We start from the raw sequence: 20,302 nt of genomic DNA on the forward strand, positions 1-20,302 counted from the left end.
TCGACCCCATGTCGGGCATTGACGAATATTTTGATCAAAGGTTGGCTGTCCGACGTTCATTCCGCGCGCTTTCGTCCTCTGGCTGGCAGCCCCAAACCAACCCGCCGCATCAGGCAACGCCACTTTCCAACCTTACGTCTGCGCCCCTTGGCATTGCCGTTCAGGGCGCGTATACGCGCGGCCTGATTACATGAGGAACCGGCGCGATGCAGGGCAGTGCAAATCTCAACATCATGATCAAGGCGGCGCGCAAGGCGGGCCGGTCGCTGGTCAAGGACTTCCGCGAGGTCGAAAACCTTCAGGTTTCGCGCAAAGGAGCCGGGGATTTTGTCAGCAAAGCTGATCTGGCCTCTGAAGAGATCCTGAAAGAAGCGCTGCTCGAAGCACGCCCCACCTATGGATGGTTGGCAGAAGAAGGCGGCGAGATTCCGGGCAAGGATCCGACCCGGCGCTGGATCGTCGATCCGCTGGACGGCACGACCAATTTCCTGCATGGCCTGCCGCATTGGGCGATTTCCATCGCGCTGGAACACAAGGGTCAGATCGTTGCGGCCGTGGTGTTCGACGCCGCCAAGGACGAGATGTTCTATGCCGAGAAGGGCTCTGGCACCTGGCTGAACGACAACCGCCGGCTGCGCGTGTCGGGCCGCTCGCGGATGACGGATGCTATTTTCGCAACCGGCGTGCCGTTTGGGACAAGGCGGACATTGCCCGCGACATTGCAGGATCTGGCACGGTTGATGCCGGAATGTGCGGGTGTGCGGCAGTGGGGCGCGGCCTCGCTTGATCTGGCCTATGTCGCGGCCGGTCGTTTCGAAGGCTACTGGGAGCGTGAGCTGAAAATCTGGGATCTTGCCGCAGGTCTGCTGCTGGTGTCAGAAGCCGGCGGTCTGGTTGGCCCGGTGCGCGAAGGACATAACCCGCTTGAACATGGCGATCCGCTGGTGGCCAACGGCGCGCTTTACGACGATTTCCTGAAAATCATCCGCAAGGATTAGGCCGTAGGCACAAGGTGGCCTACCTGTCGGACGGGTGGTTGACCCCATCGACCCAGTCGATCTGACCCAGATCGCGCGGATTGACGCCCTCCAACGCGCCAAGGTTGACGCCGTATTCATTCGGGTTCGACCGGCGGCGGTGATGCGTGTAGATGCCGCAGGTTTTGCAGAAATAGTGCCGCGCCGTCCCTGTGCCCCATTGATAGAGTGTCAGATTCTCTGCGCCGCGAACGATCTGCAATCCGTCCAAAGGTGCCGACACCGCCGCTGCCCCGCGTCTGCGGCAGAACGAACAGTCACAGCGACGCGCGGTGGACAGCCCTTCGGGCATGGTCAGCTTCAATTCGACAGCGCCGCAATGGCAGGTCAGGCGATAGTCGGTCATCGGCGTCTCCGGACTTTGGGGATGGATGTGCGCGCAACGGCATAGCGCGCCTCGGGATGTGGCGGGTGGCCGTCTGTCCGGTTCCAAAAGCCGGGGCCGCCACGTTTCAGCCAGATCGGGATGGTCAGCAGAATACCGATGATGAAACCACCCGCATGCGCCCAATAGGCGACGCCGCCTTCATCGGCCGGGCTGCCAAACCCGCCAAAGATCTGGATTGCGAACCAAAGCCCCAGCGTGATCCACGCCGGAATGGGAAAGATCCGGAAAAACACGATGAAGATTACCAGCACATCGACACGCGCCTTTGGGAAAAGCAGCAGATAGCCGCCCATCACCCCCGCGATCGCGCCCGAGGCCCCAACGGTAGGAACCTGACTAAGCGGTGCCGCTAGATAATGCGTCAGCCCCGCGCCAATCCCGGACGCAAGATAGAAGCCAAGATAGGGCAGGTGGCCCATCTCATCCTCCAGATTGTCGCCGAAAATATACAGAAACAGCATGTTGCCTGCGATATGCATGAAGCCACCATGCAGGAACATCGAGGTGACGATGCCGGTAAAGCCTGCGCCCTCGCTGACGCGCGCAGGGATTAGGGCCCAGTCCCAGTAAAACTGCCCCATCACGCGCATGTCGCCCAGCGATCCCCAATAGCTGAGGAAAACCGCGACGTTGATCGCAATCAGCGCGTAGGTGACATAGGGCGTGCGGCCGGAAGGGTTGTGATCTCGGATCGGGAACATGGCCGCCAAGCTGCGGCCATGTTCGGATCAGGTCAAGAGGTCCCGGCAAGAAGGGCCGTATTCCCGCCCGCAGCAGTGGTATCGACACACAGGTGACGTTCGTGCCGCAAATGCGCCGCATCCGGCGTATCCGTGATCAGCGGCAGGATCGGGCCGTCACTTGCAGCTAGTGCATAGCGATAGGCGCGCGCTTGCGCGGCGTCACCCCACCAGATCGCACCGGAATGGCCGGTCAATCCCGTCAGGGTCTGCGGGTCCAGAAGGCCCGGAGGGACCAACCCGACCCCGCCGCCCGCGCGGACCAGCGCGGCTTGGGCATCTGCGGCACTTTTGCCGGGACCAAGGCACAGCACCGGGGGCCGGGCGTGGCTGGACAGGCGGTTCAGCTCTCCGGTTGGGCCGGGCAGGCTGCTGTCGCGGCGCTCTTTGGGGATCGGTGTGGCGTCGATCTGGCGCTGCACCTTGTCTGCTTCGGCGGGCTTGTCCCATTCGCCTGTCACGGCATCGACCGTCCGGCGCTGGAAGCGCGGCAGGTAATGCGGCCCGCCTGCCTTCGGGCCGGTGCCGGACATGCCCTCGCCGCCAAAGGGCTGGCTGCCGACAATGGCACCGATCTGGTTGCGATTGACATAGACGTTGCCCGCATGAATGCGGTCGGTCACATGCTGCACGCGGTCGTCGATCCGGGTTTGCAGCCCGAAGGTCAGCCCGTAGCCGGTGGCGTTGATCGTATCAATCACCTTGTCCAGATCACGCGATTTGAAGGTGGCGATATGCAGGACCGGGCCGAAAATTTCGCGATCCATGTCGGCAATGCTGTTCACGCGGATCAGGACGGGCGGGACGAAATGTCCGCGACCGGGGATCGGGAGTTCCTTGGCAACGCGGCCGTCGGCGCGTGCGGCCTCGATATAGTCGGCGATGCCTTGCCGGGCCTCCTCGTCGATGACCGGGCCGACATCCGTGGACAGGTTCCACGGCGCGCCAAGCTTCAGCTCATCCATCGCGCCGGTCAGCATCTCAGTGAAGCCATCCGCGATGTCCTCTTGGACATAAAGGCAGCGCAGCGCGGAACAGCGCTGGCCTGCGGATTGGAACGCGCTTTCGACGATGGCATCCACGGCCTGTTCGGGCAGGGCGGTGCTGTCGACGATCATCGCGTTCAGACCGCCGGTTTCCGCAATCAGCGGCGCGCCGGGGGCCAGGTTTTCGGCCATCGCGCGGTGGATCAGCTGGGCGGTCTGGGTCGACCCGGTGAAGGCCACGCCGTCAATGCCGGGATTGGAGGTCAGCGCAGCGCCCACATCGCCCTCGCCCGGCAGCAATTGCAGCGCGCTTTGCGGGACACCGGCCTCATGCAGCAGGGCAACGGCACGGGCAGCGATCAGCGAGGTTTGCTCGGCCGGTTTCGCCAGCACCGCGTTTCCAGCCGCCAGCGCGGCGGAGATCTGCCCGGTGAAGATGGCCAGCGGGAAGTTCCAGGGAGAGATGCAGGCGAACACTCCCCGCGGGGGCTCTGCATCGGCGCGCGCCGCATAGTATCGCAGGAAATCCACCGCCTCACGCAACTCGGCCACGGCGTCTGGCAGCGATTTACCGGCCTCGCGGGCGAGCAATGCGAAAAGTTCGCCGTAATGCGTTTCGTAGAGGTCGGCGGCAGCTTCCAGCACGCGACGACGCTGTGTCGGGTCAGTGTCCCAGGGCTGGGCCGCCGTCACGGCGGCAGAAACGGCTTCCGGCGTCGCGAAACTGACCTCGCCCACGGTTTCTTCGGGATTGGCGGGGTTGGTGACTTTGCGGGGCGTGGCAACAGGGGCGTCTGTGGCCAGCACCGGTGCCGCCGTCCATTCGGCTTGCACAAAGGCGGTGCGCGCCTGTTCCACCGCCGCCAGGGTCGGTCGATGCGCCAGATCCCAGCCACATGAATTGCGCCGCTCCGGCAGAAACAGGTCGGTCCCTTTCGGCAGGGTGGAGCGCGTGCCAAATGCCGCGAACGGATCGCGGGCGACCTCTTCGGGGGGCACTTCGTCATCCACGATCTGGTTCACGAAAGAGCTGTTCGCGCCGTTTTCCAGCAAGCGGCGCACCAGATAGGCCAGCAGATCGCGATGCGCGCCGACGGGGGCGTAGATCCGGCAGCGCGTGCCTTCGCCTTCATGCACGATCTCGTGCAGCGCTTCGCCCATGCCGTGCAGGCGTTGAAACTCAAACGCTTTCTTGTCGGTCGTCATTTCCAGCACGGCAGCGACGGTATGGGCGTTATGCGTGGCGAATTGCGGGTAGATCCGGTCGGTCATGCCAAGCAATTTCTGCGCGTTCAGGATATAGTTCACATCCGTCGCCGCCTTGGTGGTGTGGACCGGATAGGCATCCAGACCGGCGACCTGTGCGATCTTGATCTCGGTGTCCCAATAGGCGCCCTTGACCAACCGCACCATGATGCGCCGGTCCAGCCGGTCGGCCAGCGCATAGAGCCAATCCAGCACCGGCCCCGCGCGATGCCCGTAGGCCTGCACGACAACGCCGAACCCGTCCCAGCCTTCAAGCGAGGGATCTTCCAGCACCCGCTCGATCACATCGAGGGACAGCGACAGGCGGTCGGCCTCTTCGGCGTCGATGTTCAGCCCGATATTGGCGGTGCGCGCCAAACCTGCCAGCGTGCGCAGTCGCGGCACCAGATAGGTCATCACCGCGTCGCGCTGTGCCTCTTCATAGCGCGGGAACAGCGCGGACAACTTGACGGAAATGCCGGGATTGTCGCGGATGTCTTTGGCATTGGCGGCCTCGGAAATGGCGGCGATGGCGCGGCTGTAGGACAGGTGATAGCGGCGCGCGTCGGCTTCGGTGCGGGCGGCCTCGCCCAGCATATCGTAGCTGTAGGTGTAGCCCTTGGCTTCCATCTTCGCGGCGCGGGTCATGGCGCTGGAGATGCTTTCACCCAGCACGAATTGCGCGCCCATTTCCTTCATCGCGCGGCCAACAGCGGTGCGGATGACGGGTTCGCCCAGACGTTTGATCGCGCCGCGCAGATGCGCGGCGGGGCCGGGCTGGCGGTCGCGCAGCACCCGGCCGGTCAGCATCAAGGCCCAGGTCGAGGCATTGACCAGCGGAGAGGTGGAATGTCCCGCATGTTTGGACCAATCCGATGGCGCGATCTTGTCTTCGATCAGCGCGTCGATCGTGGCGGCGTCGGGCACGCGCAACAGCGCTTCGGCCAGACACATCAGCGCAATGCCTTCATCGGTGGACAACCCGTATTCGGCAAGGAACACCTCCATCAATCCGGGGCGGGCATGGCCCCGGATCTTGGTGACCAGCGTGGCGGCGCTGGTGCTGATGCGCGCGCGCTGCTCCGGCGAAAACGCCCTGTCGGCACCGCCATCACGCAATGCGGCAAGGCTATCGGTATAGGTGGCGGCATCAATGGCCTGACGCAGGTCAAACAGGTTTTGCATGGCGGTCTCCGTTCTTTTGTCTTACACTATAGCGGTGTGGCTAGGCGATCTGACTGTAAATCTGTCTGCGACCGTCCGGTTGTGCTGAATTTGGAGAGAAAATTGGCTCAAAACGACTTCTCGGGCCTGGACGGGTTTGACCGGGCGATTCTGGCGGCAATGGCGGCCGATGGGCGCATCACGGTAACGGATCTTGCGCGCAAGGTTGGCCTGTCGAAAAGCCCGACGCAAGCCCGTCTGCGCAGGCTGGAGGCCGAGGGTTTTATCCTTGGCTACCGCGCCATACTTGATCCGATCCGCCTGGGCCTTGACCACGTCGCTTTCGTCGAGGTGCGCCTGACAGATACCCGAGAGGCCGCGCTCGCCGCGTTCAACGCCGCCGTGGCCCGCATTCCCGAGATTGAGCAAGCGCATCTGATCGCGGGAAATTTCGACTACCTGCTGAAGGTGCGGGTTCAGGATATGCCTGCCTATCGTCGCGTTCTGGCCGAAAAAATCTCGCCGTTGCCATATATCTCCTCGACCTCGACCTATGTTGCGATGCAGTCGGTCAAAGAGGGCGATCTCGCCGATGTGACTTGACGCAAGGCTGTCTGCGCGCACGATAGGCGGATGATACGCGCCAGCCTGACCGCCCTTGCTCTTACCTCCACGTCTGCGCTGGCGCAGTCCTGCCCGCCCGCACCAGATCATTCAGAACGTCTGGCTCAGCTTATCGCCGAGGCGCAATCCGCGCCGACAGAGATGGATGGACGCCTGGCATCAAACAAGATGTGGGATCTTTGGGCTGATGCGCCTGACGAGACTGCACAGGAAATCCTGGATAGCGGGTTGCGCAAACGCCGGGCCTTTGACTTGCTTGGCGCGCGCGCGGATTTTGACAGGTTGATCGATTACTGCCCTGACTATGCCGAGGGCTACAATCAACGTGCGTTCGTCAACTTCATCAGGCAGGATTACGAGATCGCCTTGCAGGATCTGGACCGTGCGCTGAACAGGTCGCCAAACCACGTCGCCGCTCTGGCGGGCAAGGCGCTGACGTTGATCGGGCTGAAACGTCAAGACGAGGCGCAGACCGTGTTGCGACAGGCCCTGTCGTTGAACCCGTGGCTGGCTGAACGCCAGTTTTTGACGGAACCGGATGGCCAGGAGCTTTGACCGTAGAAGAACTGCGTCAAACCGCATTGTTTTCGCCGCGCGCCCCCGCTAGGAAAGCGTGACATCAGCTTTGTGCGGGCGTGATGGAATGGTAGACATATGGCACTTAAAATGCTTGGGGCGAAAGCCCGTGCCGGTTCGAGTCCGGCCGCCCGCACCATTTTTCACGGTTTCTAGTGTCTTTCCCTTGGTGGGTTTCTGACCGTCCCCCAGATAGCCCCCAAGGCCGATTGCGTCTAGCCTCTGCCTCGGCGAGGGTGATGGCGCGTCCCTGTTCACCTTTCTTGGCGCAGAACTGCATGCTGCGCGCAAAGGTGCGGGCCTCCTTGCCGTCCTGCGTGATGGGGGTGGGCTGGAATGCCATGCTACACTCAGGATACAATCGAGGCACTCACCGGGCGCCCAACATGTAAATCTTCGGAAGAAATCAGGTTTCTCCTAGGCACCATGTTCGCAGGATATTCGGCCCAATCCCGAGAAAGCTTTGCCCCGATTTACATCGGATCAATGTGTCCAGGGACCGCGGCGGTCGGTTGCAAAGTTTTCGGCATATCCACGGGCGCGAATGTTGGGCTTGCGGGTCTTCGGCTCTATCACCACCGCATCAATGCCGTGATCGCTTGCGTATTCCTCGGCAGCCTCACGGGTGTCAAAGCGCAGGCGCACCTGGCTTTGCATGTCGCCTGAAGAGGTCCAGCCCATCAGCGGGTCGACAGAGCGGCGCTCGGACGGAGCGAAATCCAGAACCCAGGTCTTGGTCCTGGCGACCCCCGATTGCATAGCGTTGCGGGCGGGTTTGTAGATGCGCGCTTTCATGGCCGAAATCTCCGTTTCTGTGAGGCCGTTATGCTAGATTTGCGCGTGCCCGGCAAGCCGGGTATTCAGGACAAACTGTTGCATAAGGCCGCAAGGCCGGATCAGAGATTAAAGCAGTGTTGGGGGAGTGAGAGGAAGACCTGCCCTGAACCTGCTGCTCCGGCGCTTGCTTCATAACAGGTAAGGACCGGGTTCGCCCTTGGGCAAGCCCAAAGCGACAGAGTTAAGACTAAAGGACAGGCCCGCGACCGGTTACTGACAGGTTTTGTCAGGGGGTGGGGTTGAAAGGCGCGGCAAAGCCATCAAGTTTGTCACTTCTGAAAGGCCGTAGCACATGCACAACAATTCTCCTGAACAGATGCCGCTGATGCACGCGCCCGCGCCCGACGTGCGGGTGCGCGAAAAGCTGGAAGGCGGCCAGCGGTTTGTGATGCAGACAGAGTTCTCTCCGGCGGGCGATCAGCCCACCGCGATCGTGGAACTGTCAGAGGGTGTCAATGCAGGCGAACGCGATCAGGTGCTGCTGGGGGCGACCGGGACCGGCAAAACCTTCACCATGGCCAAGGTGATCGAGGAAACCCAGCGTCCCGCCATCATCCTTGCGCCTAACAAGACGCTGGCCGCGCAATTATACGGCGAGTTCAAGCAGTTCTTCCCTGACAACTCGGTCGAGTATTTCGTCAGCTATTACGATTACTACCAGCCCGAGGCCTATGTCGCGCGGTCCGACACCTATATCGAGAAGGAAAGCCAGATCAACGAACAGATCGACCGGATGCGCCACTCGGCCACGCGGTCTTTGCTGGAGCGTGACGATGTGATCATCGTGGCCTCGGTGTCGTGCATCTACGGGATCGGCTCGGTCGAGACCTACGGCGCGATGACGCAGGATCTGTTTGTCGGCAAGGAATATGACCAGCGCAAGGTCATGGCCGATCTGGTGGCCCAGCAATACAAGCGCAACGATCAGGCGTTCCAGCGCGGCTCTTTCCGGGTGCGCGGCGATTCGCTGGAGATCTTTCCCGCCCACCTTGAAGACCGCGCATGGCGGCTGTCCTTCTTTGGCGACGAGTTGGAAGGGATCACCGAGTTCGATCCGCTGACGGGTGAAAAGACCGGCAGTTTCGACCGCATCCGCGTCTATGCCAACAGCCACTATGTCACGCCGCGCCCGACGATGAATCAGGCGATCATCGGCATCAAGAAGGAGCTGCGGATGCGGCTGGATCAGCTTGTGGGCGAAGGCAAGCTGCTGGAAGCGCAGCGGCTGGAGCAGCGCACCAATTTCGATCTGGAAATGCTGGAGGCCACCGGCGTCTGCAACGGGATCGAAAACTACTCGCGCTATCTGACAGGCCGCGCACCGGGCGAACCGCCGCCCACGCTGTTCGAATTCATTCCCGACAATGCGATTGTGTTTGCCGATGAATCCCATGTCAGCGTTCCGCAGATCGGCGGAATGTACAAGGGTGACTTTAGGCGCAAGATGACACTGGCCGAGCATGGCTTCCGGTTGCCGTCCTGCATGGACAACCGCCCCCTGAAGTTCGAGGAATGGGACGCGATGCGCCCGCAATCGGTCTTCGTCTCTGCCACGCCCGCCAAATGGGAGCTGGAACAGACGGGCGGCGTGTTCACCGAACAGGTGATCCGCCCCACGGGTCTGCTTGATCCGCAGGTCGAAATCCGGCCTGTCGAAATGCAGGTGGATGATCTGCTGGACGAGGTGCGCAAAGTTGCCGCCGATGGGTTCCGCACGTTGGTCACGACACTGACCAAGCGCATGGCCGAGGATCTGACCGAATATATGCACGAACAGGGCATTCGCGTGCGCTATATGCATTCGGATATCGACACGATCGAACGGATCGAGATCCTGCGCGACCTGCGGCTGGGTGCCTTCGACGTGCTGATCGGCATCAACCTGCTGCGCGAAGGCTTGGATATTCCCGAATGCGGTCTGGTGGCCATTCTGGACGCCGACAAGGAAGGCTTTCTGCGCTCTGAAACCTCTCTGATCCAGACCATCGGGCGGGCCGCGCGAAACTCTGAGGGGCGCGTTATCATGTATGCGGACCGGATCACCGGCAGCATGGAACGCGCGCTGGGGGAAACCAACCGTCGCCGCGACAAGCAGATCGCCTATAATGAGGAACATGGCATCACGCCGTCGACGATCAAGAAGAATGTCGATGACATTCTGCAAGGGCTGTATAAGGGCGATGTGGATATGAGCCGCGTGACGGCCAAGATCGACCCGAAACAGGCAGGGTCCAACTTGGCCGCCGTGCTGGACGGGTTGCGTACCGACATGCGCAAAGCCGCCGAAAACCTGGAATTCGAAGAGGCCGCGCGCCTGCGCGACGAGGTCAAGCGGCTGGAGGCTGTCGATCTTGCCTTGCATGACGACCCGATGGCCCGGCAATCGGCGGTCGAGGCCGCGTCCGATGCTGCCACAAAAGCGCGCGGACGCAGCACCGCAGGCAGGCCGGGTCAGCATGGCGGCAATGTCAAACGACGCAAGCGATAGGCGAGCCACGATCTTGCCGCCCCTGAAACGACCGGGCTGAAAGACGCTTGCCCGCGCTTTGGCGGCTTTTTGCTCAAACGACCAAAAATATGGCGAATAGGCCAATTTTCGAGATGCTCGGGATGTTATGTCTTCTTGTTGTCATCCTGCTCGGATAGGTTGATCTGGCATCGGTACCCAATGCTGAATCGATGCGGCGCAATTGGAGGAGGAGCGTGCAATGAACCCGTTAAGCCAAGGTTACCAATTTAGTGCAATGTGGTGGCGTTTTTGCGGGAATATCGCGGAAACCAATCTGCGCGTTTTGCAGACCATGTCCCAGACAGGGATCAAGCGGGCGAATATGGCGGCTGTCCCGATGCTGGCCTTCGGTGTCTATGCAGCAAGGTCAATCACGCCAGTACATGATGCCGCAGCCCCGTCGCCCTCGGCCCTGAGCGTCGCGCGGCAGAATGCCCATAAGATGGGCGTTGAAGCGTCCCGGCCCGACGTGGCCAGCTTTGCACCGATGAGCAATTTTCAGGCGCAGAACAAGAATCCAGCCTTTGCCGACAGCGACGCCTCCGCGCGCGCGATCTGACACCTCAAACCCTGCCTTGCGTCGCGGTCTCTTATCAAGGTCTGCGTCGCGGATGGCACGAGTGGGCGGGCAAGACCGGCCATAAAAATACCGAAAGACGGGTCCTGAGGAGTGATCGTTTTGCCGTGCACAGGCATCGCTTGTTAGGCGGCGGTCTGGACCAGATGCCATGTCTTTCTGAAGAGGCGCGGGTACGGCATCGCCCTTAGCTCTCGGGACCTTCGGTGACGAAGGCAAGCACTCGGCTGGATTCGTTCAACCGCAGTGCTTGCCTGTGTGGTTCGGACAACAACAGCGCTGCCAGCCCCGCACCGCCGGAGGGCGTGGTTTCCAGATCATGCGCTGCAAGGCGCGGTAGCGTCCGTGCAACCGCATCGTCCGACAGGGTGACCGCCATATCTGCGTCGCGGGCAAGCCCTTTTAACGCGATCAGTGATGGTTCCTTGCAGTCCAGCCGCCCCATGATGGAGACAGGTCCGGTGGTCGTGATGGCGCGCCCCTCTGTCAGGGACGCCGCAATGGCGGGGGCTGCGTCCGGCTCCACGATGATAATGCCGGGCGCATCGCCCCAAACTTTGCGCGTAAACGCGGCAACCGCAGCGGCCAGTCCACCGACGCCGGCTTGTACAAAGACGTGTGTGGGCGCATCCGCGATCTGATCCGCGATCTCTGCCATCAGCGCGAGATATCCTTGCATCAGCCGCCAGGGTCGGTCGGTATAGCCTTGCCAGCTGCTGTCGGACAGAAGTCGCCAGCCGTTAACCTCGGCGGCTTTTGCGGCAGCGGCCATGCTGGCCTCATACTCGGCACCTTCGCGGACCACCTTCGCGCCTTTTGCCGCCAGCCGGCGTGCGAAGCTTTCAGGCACGGTTTCGGCAATGTAGATCACGGCATTGGCTCCGAAGATCTGCGCCCCTGCTGCAACCGACATTCCGTGATTGCCTGCACTGGCGGTCACATAGGTGATGCCGTGCAGCGCCTCTGCAAATGGGTCGGTCCCGGTTTGCACCGCGTCATCGGCGATCACATAAGCCGCGCCAAGCGCCTTGAAACTGCCAAGACCCATTCGCCCGCGTTCGTCTTTCACGCTAAGCTGCGCGATGCCTGTCGCGCGCGCCAGTTCCGGCAGACTGCGCAGCGGCGTGGGCGCATAGGCCGGGCAGCGCGCCAACAGGGCAAGCGGTTTTGACGCGTCGTCGGATGGATAGTCGATCCCTTGCGGCAAGGCGATGCCAGAGTCGAGCTTCCGGAAAAGATTTGGGCGCAGTTGCACAATTCAGCCTTTCTGAACAGCATTGTGCTAGTGAGCCCAGCAATTCGGCATGTCGTCAATCCCCCAAGATTGGCTTTGAACCACGTCGTAGGACGCATTCAAGCCGCAAACCGTTTGTTCTCAAAACATGCCGCCGGGCAGCGGTTGCCGTAACGGCAATTAACTTTTTGTCGCAAGTGAGCCGAAACTGTCACAAACTGTCGGCATAAAACTTCGGAATCGAACTGCGGCCTGGGGGGTCATCACATGTCATATTGGTGGAAATCATTCGTTTTTGGCACGAACGGCGGCGACAAGCTGATTGGTTCTGCGTTCAATGACCGCATTTTTGGCTTTGGCGGCGACGATACGATCGAAGCAGGGGCCGGAAATGACATCGTTTTTGGCGGCAGGGGCGATGATGTCATTAATGGCGGCGCGGGCAATGATGTGCTGGAAGGCGGGCGTGGTTTTGACACGGCCGTCTACGAAGGTGGCATTGGCGATTATGAGATCACCATGCCCACGCGCGGGCCGTGGTGGTCGTTTGGCCGCTGGTCCCCCACGACTGTTAAATCCGCCGGGGACGTTGCCGATACCGGGACTGACAAGCTCTGGGGGATCGAGGCGCTCTATTTCAAAGGCGACGATTTCACCCTTTACTTGAACGGTCAGAACAATGACGTGCTTGCCGGGGATGACGCGCTGTCGGCGGGCGAAAATGAGGTTCTGGTTGTTGCTACGGCTGATCTGTTGGCAAACGACCGCGAGTTTGACGGCGACACCATGACCGTGATTTCGGTGGGCGCCACCGCAACTGCGGGCACCTCCGTCAGCCTGTCCGGCGGACAGGTGACCTATGACCCCGGCACAGCGTTTGACGCGCTGGCAGATGGCGAGACGGCCACCGACAGCTTCAGCTACACGGTGGATGACGGCAAGGGCGGCACCGATACCGCCACCGTGACAGTGACCATCACGGGCGCTAACGACGCCCCCGTGATCGCAGCACTTGCCGCCGTGACCATCGACGAAAACACCGTGGACGTATCCGCGGCGATCAGTGCCACGGATGTGGACAGCGCCAGCCTCAGCTTCAGCCTGTCCGGCGCGGATGCGGGCCTGTTCCAGATCGACAGCATCACGGGCGCACTGTCCTTCGTGACTGCCCCGGATTTCGAGGCTCCCGGCGATGCGGATGGGGACAACATCTATGACGTGACGGTCAGCGTCAGCGACGGCATTGACAGCGACAGCGCCGATATCGCGGTGACGGTGGCCGATGTGGTGGAATTGCCGCCACTCGATGCGCGGGTGAATGAATTCCACTACGACAATGCCGGTGCCGATACCGGTGAATTCGTCGAGATCCGACTGGCGGCCGGCACCGATCCGTCGCGCCTGTCGCTGGAGCTGTATAACGGCAGTAGCGGGGCGCTTTACAACAGCTTTGCCTTGCCGGGCACGCCCGCTGGCAGTGACGGCACCTATGACTACTATGTGATCGACACCCCCGGATTGCAGAACGGATCACCCGACGGCATCGCGCTGATCGGCGACGGGGCGGTGATCGAGTTCCTCAGCTACGAGGGCACCCTGACCGCCGCTGACGGCACCGCGGCGGGCCAAAGCTCCACCGATGTGGGTGTGGCAGAGGCCGGATCCACACCGGCAGGTCAATCGCTGCAACGCAATGACGATGGGACGTGGCGCGGACCAGAGGACGAGACGCGCCGGCTGGACAACGACTTTGTGCCGACACCCGAGATCGTCATCACCGAGATCATGCAGAACCCGTCTGCCGTGTCGGATTCGAGCGGGGAGTATTTCGAGATCTACAATGCCGGTTCGGGCGATGTGGATCTGAACGGATGGACCATTTCGGACAATGATTCCGACAGCCATGTGATCGACAATGGCGGGCCGCTTGTCGTGCCGGCCGGCGGTTACCTTGTCTTCGGCAACAATGCCGACATGGCGACGAATGGCGGCGTGAACGTGGATTACGCCTATAGCGGCATCGCGCTGGCCAATGGTGCCGACGAGGTGGTGCTGACCTCGCCCGACTTCGGCGAGATTGACCGCGTTGAATATGACGGCGGCCCGGCCTTCCCGGACCCCAACGGTGCGTCGATGGAGCTGGTCGATCTGGCGGCGGACAACAACGATGGTGCCAACTGGACAACGGCTGTGGCGACCTTCGGCGATGGCGATCTTGGTACGCCGGGGGCGGCCAATGGCGCTGCCCCTGCTGCCTTTGCGGGCCGTATCAACGAATTCCACTATGACAATGACGGCAGCGATGTCGGCGAATTTGTCGAAATCCGGGTCGAGGCAGGCAGCGACGTGTCGCTGGCGTCGGTCACGCTGTATAACGGCAATGGCGGCGCAAGCTATGCCACCTATGACTTCCCGACTGCCGCCAGCTCTTCGGATGGCACCTATGACTACTATGTCATCGAAACGCCCGGCATTCAGAACGGCAATGACGGTATCGCCCTGTCCAATGATGGCGCGCTTGTCGAATTCCTGAGCTACGAGGGCAGCTTCACGGCTGTCGGTGGCCCGGCGGACGGTGTGGAGGCGACCGATGTTGTGGTCAGCGAAGCCACGACCACCCCCATCGGCCAGTCGCTGCAACGCAACGATGATGGCACTTGGCGCGCGCCAGAGGCCGAGACGCGCGGCGAGGCCAATGACGCGGATGTGACACCTCCGGGTGAGTTGGTGCTGATTTCGCAGATCCAGGGGGCGGGCTCCATGTCGCCCTTCGACGGGCTGGGCGTGACCGTGAATGCGGTTGTCACCTATATCGGCGCGGGCGGCTTCTTTCTTCAGGAAGAGGATGCCGATGCTGACGCGGATGCGGCCACCTCCGAAGGTATCTTCGTTTTCGCCGCCGGTCTTAGCTTGCCATCTCTGGGCGACCGGGTCAGCGTTTCGGGTACGGTGGACGAGTTCTTTGGCCTGACGCAGATCACCTCTGTCACCGATATCACGGTGGAACTTGGAAACCAGCCGATGCCCACCGCGGCAGAGATCCTGCTGGATCCGGCAGTCTCGCAGGACTTTGAGGCGGTCGAGGGCATGCGCATCTCTCTCGACAGTGGAGTGGCGGGCGAACGCATCACCGTCACACAGAACTTCAACCTTGACCGGTTTGGCGAGATCACAGTATCGGCCGGCAATCAGGTGCAGGGAACGCAACTGTTCGACGCCCAGACCGAGGCCGCGCAGGTGGCGGTGGTGAACCAGGGCAACATCAACAACCGCCTGCTGATCGACGATGGCGTGAACGCATCCAACCCGACGGAGTTCGCCTATATCCCGGTCGAAGCGGCATTTGATAATGGCAACGGCTATCTCGATAGCGGTGATACCTTCACAAGTGACGGACCGACGTTGCGCCTGGGGGCAGAGATTGACGGGCCGACCACGGGCGTCATGTCCTACGGCTTTGGCGCGTACCGGATGCTGGTGGATGGGCAGTTGAACGTCGACCAGACCACAAATACCGGTGCTCGTGTTGCAACGCCGGAAGATGTCGGCGGCACCCTTCAAGTGGGCGCGTTCAATGTGCTGAACTACTTCACCACGCTGGGCAGTCGCGGGGCCAACAGCGCGGGCGATCTGGCGCGCCAGACCGCCGCAACGGTTGAATCTATGCTGACCTCCGGCGTGGATGTGTTTGCCTTGCAGGAGATCGAGAATAACGGCTTTGGCGCAGGATCGGCCATGCAGACGCTGACCGATGCGCTGAACCTGTCCACGGAGGACGGGGCCAATTTCTCGGTTGTTGATCCCACGGGCGGTGGGGGCGGTATTCTGGGAACCGATGCGATCACCACCGGGATCGTCTATGACACGACCAAGGTAACGCTGATGGCCAGCGATTTCCTTGTGTTTGACGAACCCTCGGCGGCGGCGACATTCGCATTGGCAGAGGTTCTGCACCCGTTTGTTCCTGCTGGCGACCAGATCAGCGATTTCCAGCGCTCGCGCCCCGCCGTCGCCGCCACCTTCATGGACAACGACAGCGGCGAGGTCTTCACCGTCGTCTCTGTTCACTTCAAATCCAAGGGCGACAGTAATCTGCAAGACCTCGCAGAAGCAGCACAATCCTATCTGGATGGCGGCGGCACCGGCTTTACCCAGGCCGATGTGGATGCGCTGACCAGTGATCCCAACTACGATGCCGGCGACGGGCAGGGGTTCTGGAACGGCGTGCGCACGGATGCCGCGGACGAGCTTCAGGATTGGCTGGGCAATACCTATCAGGGCGGTGTCAGCAGCTATGTGGTGCTGGGGGATTTCAATGCCTATGCGCAGGAAGATCCGGTTCAAAGCCTGCGCGATGCGCCAGACACGACCGATCTGATCGACACGTTCATCGGGCAAGAGAATGCCTATAGCTTCGTGTTCGATGGCCAGCGCGGCACGTTGGATCAGGCCATCGCCTCGGATGAATTTGCGATGAATGTTACCGGGCTGACGGAATGGCACATCAATGCGGATGAGCCGGATCTGCTGAACTATTCGTCACAGTTCAAAGACCCGGCTTTCTACAATGCCGATGTGTTCGCATCCTCCGATCACGACCCCCTGATATTGGGTCTGGACTTCAGCGACACCACGGTGATCGGCTAAGGTCACTGTACAAATTGCACTTTGCTCCCGCCGGTTCAGATCGGCGGGTTTTTCGAATTAGATCGCCATATGTGAGGACAGCTATCGGACTTGGCGTGCCGAGTCCTGCGCCAAAAGCTGTGTGACAAGGGCCGGAAGCTGCGCAAAATCATCGAAGCGGGCAGCGTGGGGCAGGGTCTCTGCCGGGCTTTTGCGATAGCCTTCGGTGTAGAGCAGGAAGTTGACGCCCGCGCGCTGCGCCGTTTCGGCATCCACCTCGCTGTCGCCCACATAAATCTGCGGGCCATCTTCCCCCAGCGCTGCGAACAGCATCGCCGGATCGGGTTTGCGCGTTGTCAGACTGTCACCTCCGATAACCGTGGCAAACAGGCTTTCCAACCCGAAATGTGCCAGCACGTCACGCGCGGCGCGCTCTGGTTTGTTGGTGCAAAGAGCCAGCCGGTGTCCTGACGTTGAAAGCGCATCCAATGCCGCCCGGACCTGTGGATAAAGCACCGTGTAGGTGCTGCCCGCCCTGGTGTAATGGGCCAGGACGCAAGCGGTCAGGGCATCATGTCGTGCCATGTCCATGCCGCGCGCTTCGACGACCAGTTTAACCAGATGTGGCAAGCCGTTGCCGATGAAACCGGTCACTTCGGCAAGCGTCAACATCTCGGCACTTTCCTCAGTCAGCATCGCATTTACGGCATGTGCGATGTCCGGCGCGCTGTCGATCAGTGTCCCGTCCAGATCAAAGGCGATTGTTGCGACCATCAGGCGGCTTTCCATTTGATCGAACACCCCATCGAGGCGATCTGTTCAGGCGGTCCAAGACCGGTTTCGGCTATTTCGCGCATTGCCTCAAACAGATCGCGGCGCACGTCCGCTTTGGCAGGGCGCGCGCGCGAGGCATCCAGCCGTCCGCGATATTGTAACTGCAAATCGGCATTGAAGCCGAAGAAATCCGGCGTACAGGCCGCGTTGTAGGCACGCGCCACGGATTGATCCGCGTCATGCAGATAGGGGAAGGGAAAACCGGCATCCGCCGCAAATTTCACCATATTGTCGAAGCTGTCGGCAGGATGGCTTTCGGCATCATTGGAACAGATCGCCGCGACACCGATGCCCAGCTTTTCCAGATCACGCGCGTCGCGCACGATCCTGTCGCGCACCGCAATGACATAAGGACAATGATTGCAGATGAACATCAGCAGCATCCCTTTCGGGCCGCGAATGCCGCTTTGTGAATGAGACCGGCCATCGGTGCCGGGCAAGGTGAAGTCGGCGGCAGGCCAACCGAAATCACATAAGGGGGGCGTTGTGGCCACGGAAACCTCCTGTAGGGTTTGAGGCTGCAACTGTCCTATGTGTCCTTGCAAAACGCAAGGCGGACGGCCCGGAAGAGCCGCCCGGTGTCGGGACCTACTTCGCGTATCCGATGGTTGTCAGTGCGTCGCGGATCTCGTCCAGAATTGCCGGGTCGTCGATCGTCGCGGGGGCCTTGAACTCTGCACTGTCGGCGATCTTGACCATCGTGGCGCGCAGGATCTTGCCTGACCGCGTCTTGGGCAGCCGGTCCACGACAAGGCACAGCTTGAACGCCGCAACCGGACCGATCTTTTCGCGCACCAGTTTGACGCATTCTGCCGTAATTTCGTCATGCGGCCGGTTCACGCCCTTGGTCAGGCAGACAAAGCCCATGGGCAATTGTCCCTTAAGTTGATCCGTGACGCCGATAACGGCACATTCGGCAACGTCCGGATGCGCGGCCAGCACCTCTTCCATGCCGCCGGTGGACAGGCGATGGCCCGCCACGTTGATCACATCATCCGTGCGCGCCATGATATAAAGATAGCCATCCTCGTCGATCATGCCGGCATCGCCGGTCTCGTAATATCCGGGGAAGTGATCAAGGTAGGATTTGCGGAACCGGTCTTCGGCATTCCACAGGGTCGGCAACGTGCCCGGAGGCAGCGGCAGCTTGACCGCGATGGCACCCAGCTCTCCGGATTTTACCGGTTGGCCCGCCTCGTCCAGGATCTGCACGTCATAGCCGGGCATCGGAACCGAGGGCGAGCCGATCTTCACGGGCAGCTTTTCGATCCCTGCGGGCATGCCTGCGATGGTCCAGCCGGTTTCTGTCTGCCACCAGTGATCGTAGATCGGCTTGTCCAGAACCTTCTGCGCCCATTCGATCGTGTCCGGATCGGCGCGCTCGCCCGCCAGATAGACGGCCTGCAAATGCGACAGGTCGTATTTCTTGACGAATTCGCCCTTGGGATCCTCGCGCTTGACAGCGCGCAGGGCGGTGGGCGCGGTAAAGAAGCTGCGCACCTTGTATTCTTCGATGATCCGCCAGAACGTGCCTGCGTCGGGAGTGCCGACGGGCTTGCCCTCGAACACGATGGTGGTGTTGCCGTGGATCAGCGGCGCGTAGCAGATATAGCTGTGGCCGACGACCCAGCCGACATCGGACGCTGCCCAGAACACATCGCCCGGATCGACATTATAGATGTTTTTCATGGACCAGTTCAGCGCCACCAACTGCCCGCCGGTGTGGCGGATCACGCCTTTGGGCGCGCCCGTCGTGCCAGAGGTATAAAGGATATAGGCCGGATGATTGCCCTCGACCGGCACACACTCCGCCGGTTCGACACCGTATTGAAAGCCGTGCCAGTTGTAGTCGCGGCCCTCCTCCAGATGTGCCACTTCCTGCTCGCGCTGGAAAATCACGCAGAAATCGGGCTTGTGCGCGGCCTGATCAATGGCCCCGTCCAGCAGGGGTTTGTAATGCACCACGCGGCCCGGTTCTATCCCGCAGGAGGCGGCGATGATCGCCTTGGGTTTGGCGTCGTCGATTCGCACCGCCAGTTCGCTTGCGGAAAATCCGCCAAAGACCACAGAATGGATCGCGCCAAGGCGCGCGCAGGCCAGCATCGCCTCCAGTGCTTCGGGGATCATCGGCATGTAGATGATGACGCGGTCGCCCTTTTCGATCCCCTTGGCACGCAGCGCACCGGCAAGGGTGGCGACGCGATTGCGCAGCTCGACATAGGTGATTTCGCGCTTGGACCGCGTGACCGGGCTGTCATGGATAATCGCCGCCTGATCGCCGCGCCCGGCCTCGACATGGCGATCAACCGCGTTCCAGCAGGTGTTGACCATGCCATCCGCGAACCATTCGTAAAGGTCATCGCCCTTGTCGAACAACGCCTTGCTGGGCGCGCGGTCCCAGTCGATGGCTTCCGCAGCCTGCATCCAGAATGCTTCCGGGTCGGCCTTCCAGCTGTCGTACACGTCCTTGTATGCCATGGTATTCCTCCTCAAAAGCTGAAATGGTGTTACGGGCAAGCGGGCAATTCAAACAAGCATGTTAGCGGTTGCAGCGTCAGAATGGCGCGCAATATTTGCAGAAATTGGGATTATAGGACTGCAAATTTTTGCAAAGCACTCAATGTTTGACGATTAAATGCAAATTACTGGCCAGTTTGCAAATCCGTTGGCTGTTGTGCAAATCATCGACCGGATCAGTGCTGACCATGGAAGTGGTCATCATGCCGGGCTGTCCGGCATCGTTGCAAGATGGAACCCAGGGGCGCGCGAACGGATTTGAGTAACCGGATCGGCAGAAAGAGCGGCCGCGCCTCGTGCAAAATGGCTTGGTTCAGCGGCAGTACAAGAGCCATTTCAGCCAAACGACCGGATACAAAAAATCACCGGCCCCCACAGGAGCCGGTGATCGGTTGTTCTGAACAAGAG

The 20,302-nt window shown here is 61.1% G+C and carries 15 protein-coding genes and 1 tRNA gene; 8 read left to right on the plus strand and 8 right to left on the minus strand.

What is annotated here, in order from left to right; all coding sequences use genetic code 11:
• The first annotated feature begins 206 nt into the window (after positions 1-206).
• Positions 207-998, plus strand: a complete 792-nt coding sequence (locus ACN0WV_RS09835) for an inositol monophosphatase family protein (RefSeq protein ID WP_084354288.1) — start codon at positions 207-209, stop codon at positions 996-998.
• Positions 999-1,017: 19 nt separating this feature from the next.
• On the opposite strand, the gene ACN0WV_RS09840 is transcribed toward ACN0WV_RS09835, so the two are convergent.
• Genes ACN0WV_RS09840 through putA form a run of 3 tightly spaced genes read right to left on the minus strand, consistent with a single transcriptional unit; the run spans position 1,018 to position 5,581 of the window.
• The gene (locus ACN0WV_RS09840; RefSeq protein WP_084354286.1) at positions 1,018-1,383 is read right to left on the minus strand and encodes a GFA family protein; all 366 of its coding nucleotides are present in this window, start codon (positions 1,381-1,383) and stop codon (positions 1,018-1,020) included.
• Complete coding sequence (locus tag ACN0WV_RS09845; protein ID WP_417605418.1) at positions 1,380-2,126, minus strand: rhomboid family intramembrane serine protease; 747 nt, start codon at positions 2,124-2,126, stop codon at positions 1,380-1,382. Before ACN0WV_RS09845 ends, ACN0WV_RS09840 begins: the two co-directional genes overlap by 4 nt.
• A 32-nt stretch (positions 2,127-2,158) precedes the next feature.
• Complete coding sequence (gene putA / locus ACN0WV_RS09850; protein ID WP_417605419.1) at positions 2,159-5,581, minus strand: bifunctional proline dehydrogenase/L-glutamate gamma-semialdehyde dehydrogenase PutA; 3,423 nt, start codon at positions 5,579-5,581, stop codon at positions 2,159-2,161.
• A gap of 102 nt (positions 5,582-5,683) precedes the next feature.
• On the opposite strand from putA, the gene ACN0WV_RS09855 reads away from it, so the two are divergent.
• The 3 genes from ACN0WV_RS09855 to ACN0WV_RS09865 all read left to right on the plus strand — a co-directional run bounded on the left by ACN0WV_RS09855 (position 5,684) and on the right by ACN0WV_RS09865 (position 6,899).
• Positions 5,684-6,163, plus strand: a complete 480-nt coding sequence (locus ACN0WV_RS09855; protein WP_268876751.1) for an Lrp/AsnC family transcriptional regulator — start codon at positions 5,684-5,686, stop codon at positions 6,161-6,163.
• A 30-nt stretch (positions 6,164-6,193) separates the two neighbouring features.
• Positions 6,194-6,739, plus strand: coding sequence for a tetratricopeptide repeat protein (locus tag ACN0WV_RS09860; protein ID WP_417605421.1), 546 nt, complete (start codon positions 6,194-6,196; stop codon positions 6,737-6,739).
• A 74-nt stretch (positions 6,740-6,813) separates the two neighbouring features.
• A tRNA-Leu gene (locus ACN0WV_RS09865) sits at positions 6,814-6,899 on the plus strand.
• A gap of 344 nt (positions 6,900-7,243) precedes the next feature.
• Here ACN0WV_RS09865 and ACN0WV_RS09870 read toward each other — a convergent pair.
• Positions 7,244-7,555 carry an ETC complex I subunit gene (locus ACN0WV_RS09870; RefSeq protein ID WP_417605422.1) on the minus strand — a complete coding sequence of 104 codons (312 nt, stop codon included), beginning with the start codon at positions 7,553-7,555 and terminating at the stop codon, positions 7,244-7,246.
• Positions 7,556-7,889: 334 nt separating this feature from the next.
• On the opposite strand from ACN0WV_RS09870, the gene uvrB reads away from it, so the two are divergent.
• Both uvrB and ACN0WV_RS09880 read left to right on the plus strand, forming a co-directional pair.
• Complete coding sequence (uvrB, locus tag ACN0WV_RS09875) at positions 7,890-10,085, plus strand: excinuclease ABC subunit UvrB (protein ID WP_417605423.1); 2,196 nt, start codon at positions 7,890-7,892, stop codon at positions 10,083-10,085.
• Between the two features lie 313 nt (positions 10,086-10,398).
• On the plus strand, positions 10,399-10,665 hold the full coding sequence (locus tag ACN0WV_RS09880) for a hypothetical protein (protein WP_417605424.1): 267 nt from the start codon (positions 10,399-10,401) through the stop codon (positions 10,663-10,665).
• A 205-nt stretch (positions 10,666-10,870) separates the two neighbouring features.
• On the opposite strand, the gene ACN0WV_RS09885 is transcribed toward ACN0WV_RS09880, so the two are convergent.
• Positions 10,871-11,938: a diaminopropionate ammonia-lyase gene (locus ACN0WV_RS09885; protein ID WP_417605426.1), complete on the minus strand. Its 1,068-nt coding sequence runs from the start codon at positions 11,936-11,938 to the stop codon at positions 10,871-10,873.
• Between the two features lie 246 nt (positions 11,939-12,184).
• On the opposite strand from ACN0WV_RS09885, the gene ACN0WV_RS09890 reads away from it, so the two are divergent.
• Positions 12,185-16,564 (plus strand): ExeM/NucH family extracellular endonuclease, encoded by a 4,380-nt coding sequence (locus tag ACN0WV_RS09890; RefSeq protein ID WP_417605427.1) that lies wholly within the window; start codon positions 12,185-12,187, stop codon positions 16,562-16,564.
• An 81-nt stretch (positions 16,565-16,645) separates the two neighbouring features.
• On the opposite strand, the gene gph is transcribed toward ACN0WV_RS09890, so the two are convergent.
• From gph to prpE, 3 genes are all read right to left on the minus strand, one after another.
• Positions 16,646-17,317 (minus strand): phosphoglycolate phosphatase, encoded by a 672-nt coding sequence (gene gph, locus ACN0WV_RS09895; protein ID WP_417605428.1) that lies wholly within the window; start codon positions 17,315-17,317, stop codon positions 16,646-16,648.
• Positions 17,317-17,871, minus strand: a complete 555-nt coding sequence (locus ACN0WV_RS09900; RefSeq protein ID WP_417605430.1) for a thioredoxin family protein — start codon at positions 17,869-17,871, stop codon at positions 17,317-17,319. The genes gph and ACN0WV_RS09900 overlap by 1 nt, the downstream gene beginning before the upstream one ends.
• A gap of 94 nt (positions 17,872-17,965) precedes the next feature.
• Positions 17,966-19,855 carry a propionate-CoA ligase PrpE gene (gene prpE / locus ACN0WV_RS09905; RefSeq protein ID WP_084354733.1) on the minus strand — a complete coding sequence of 630 codons (1,890 nt, stop codon included), beginning with the start codon at positions 19,853-19,855 and terminating at the stop codon, positions 17,966-17,968.
• Positions 19,856-20,012: 157 nt separating this feature from the next.
• Here prpE and ACN0WV_RS09910 point away from each other — a divergent pair, with 157 nt between their 5' ends.
• Positions 20,013-20,156, plus strand: a complete 144-nt coding sequence (locus ACN0WV_RS09910) for a hypothetical protein (protein WP_417605432.1) — start codon at positions 20,013-20,015, stop codon at positions 20,154-20,156.
• The last annotated feature ends 146 nt before the right edge of the window (positions 20,157-20,302 follow it).

Origin of the sequence: Primorskyibacter flagellatus, from assembly GCF_048268605.1 — a bacterium.
GTDB classification, from domain to species: Bacteria; Pseudomonadota; Alphaproteobacteria; order Rhodobacterales; family Rhodobacteraceae; genus Primorskyibacter; species Primorskyibacter flagellatus.

Coding starts and splice junctions, on each gene's coding strand:
- ACN0WV_RS09835 (WP_084354288.1), top strand. CDS start 207: ATGCAGGGCAGTGCAAATCTCAACATCATGATCAAGGCGGCGCGCAAG.
- ACN0WV_RS09840 (WP_084354286.1), bottom strand. CDS start 1,383: ATGACCGACTATCGCCTGACCTGCCATTGCGGCGCTGTCGAATTGAAG.
- ACN0WV_RS09845 (WP_417605418.1), bottom strand. CDS start 2,126: ATGTTCCCGATCCGAGATCACAACCCTTCCGGCCGCACGCCCTATGTC.
- putA (WP_417605419.1), bottom strand. CDS start 5,581: ATGCAAAACCTGTTTGACCTGCGTCAGGCCATTGATGCCGCCACCTAT.
- ACN0WV_RS09860 (WP_417605421.1), top strand. CDS start 6,194: ATGATACGCGCCAGCCTGACCGCCCTTGCTCTTACCTCCACGTCTGCG.
- ACN0WV_RS09870 (WP_417605422.1), bottom strand. CDS start 7,555: ATGAAAGCGCGCATCTACAAACCCGCCCGCAACGCTATGCAATCGGGG.
- uvrB (WP_417605423.1), top strand. CDS start 7,890: ATGCACAACAATTCTCCTGAACAGATGCCGCTGATGCACGCGCCCGCG.
- ACN0WV_RS09880 (WP_417605424.1), top strand. CDS start 10,399: ATGTCCCAGACAGGGATCAAGCGGGCGAATATGGCGGCTGTCCCGATG.
- ACN0WV_RS09890 (WP_417605427.1), top strand. CDS start 12,185: ATGTCATATTGGTGGAAATCATTCGTTTTTGGCACGAACGGCGGCGAC.
- gph (WP_417605428.1), bottom strand. CDS start 17,317: ATGGTCGCAACAATCGCCTTTGATCTGGACGGGACACTGATCGACAGC.
- prpE (WP_084354733.1), bottom strand. CDS start 19,855: ATGGCATACAAGGACGTGTACGACAGCTGGAAGGCCGACCCGGAAGCA.
- ACN0WV_RS09910 (WP_417605432.1), top strand. CDS start 20,013: ATGCAAATTACTGGCCAGTTTGCAAATCCGTTGGCTGTTGTGCAAATC.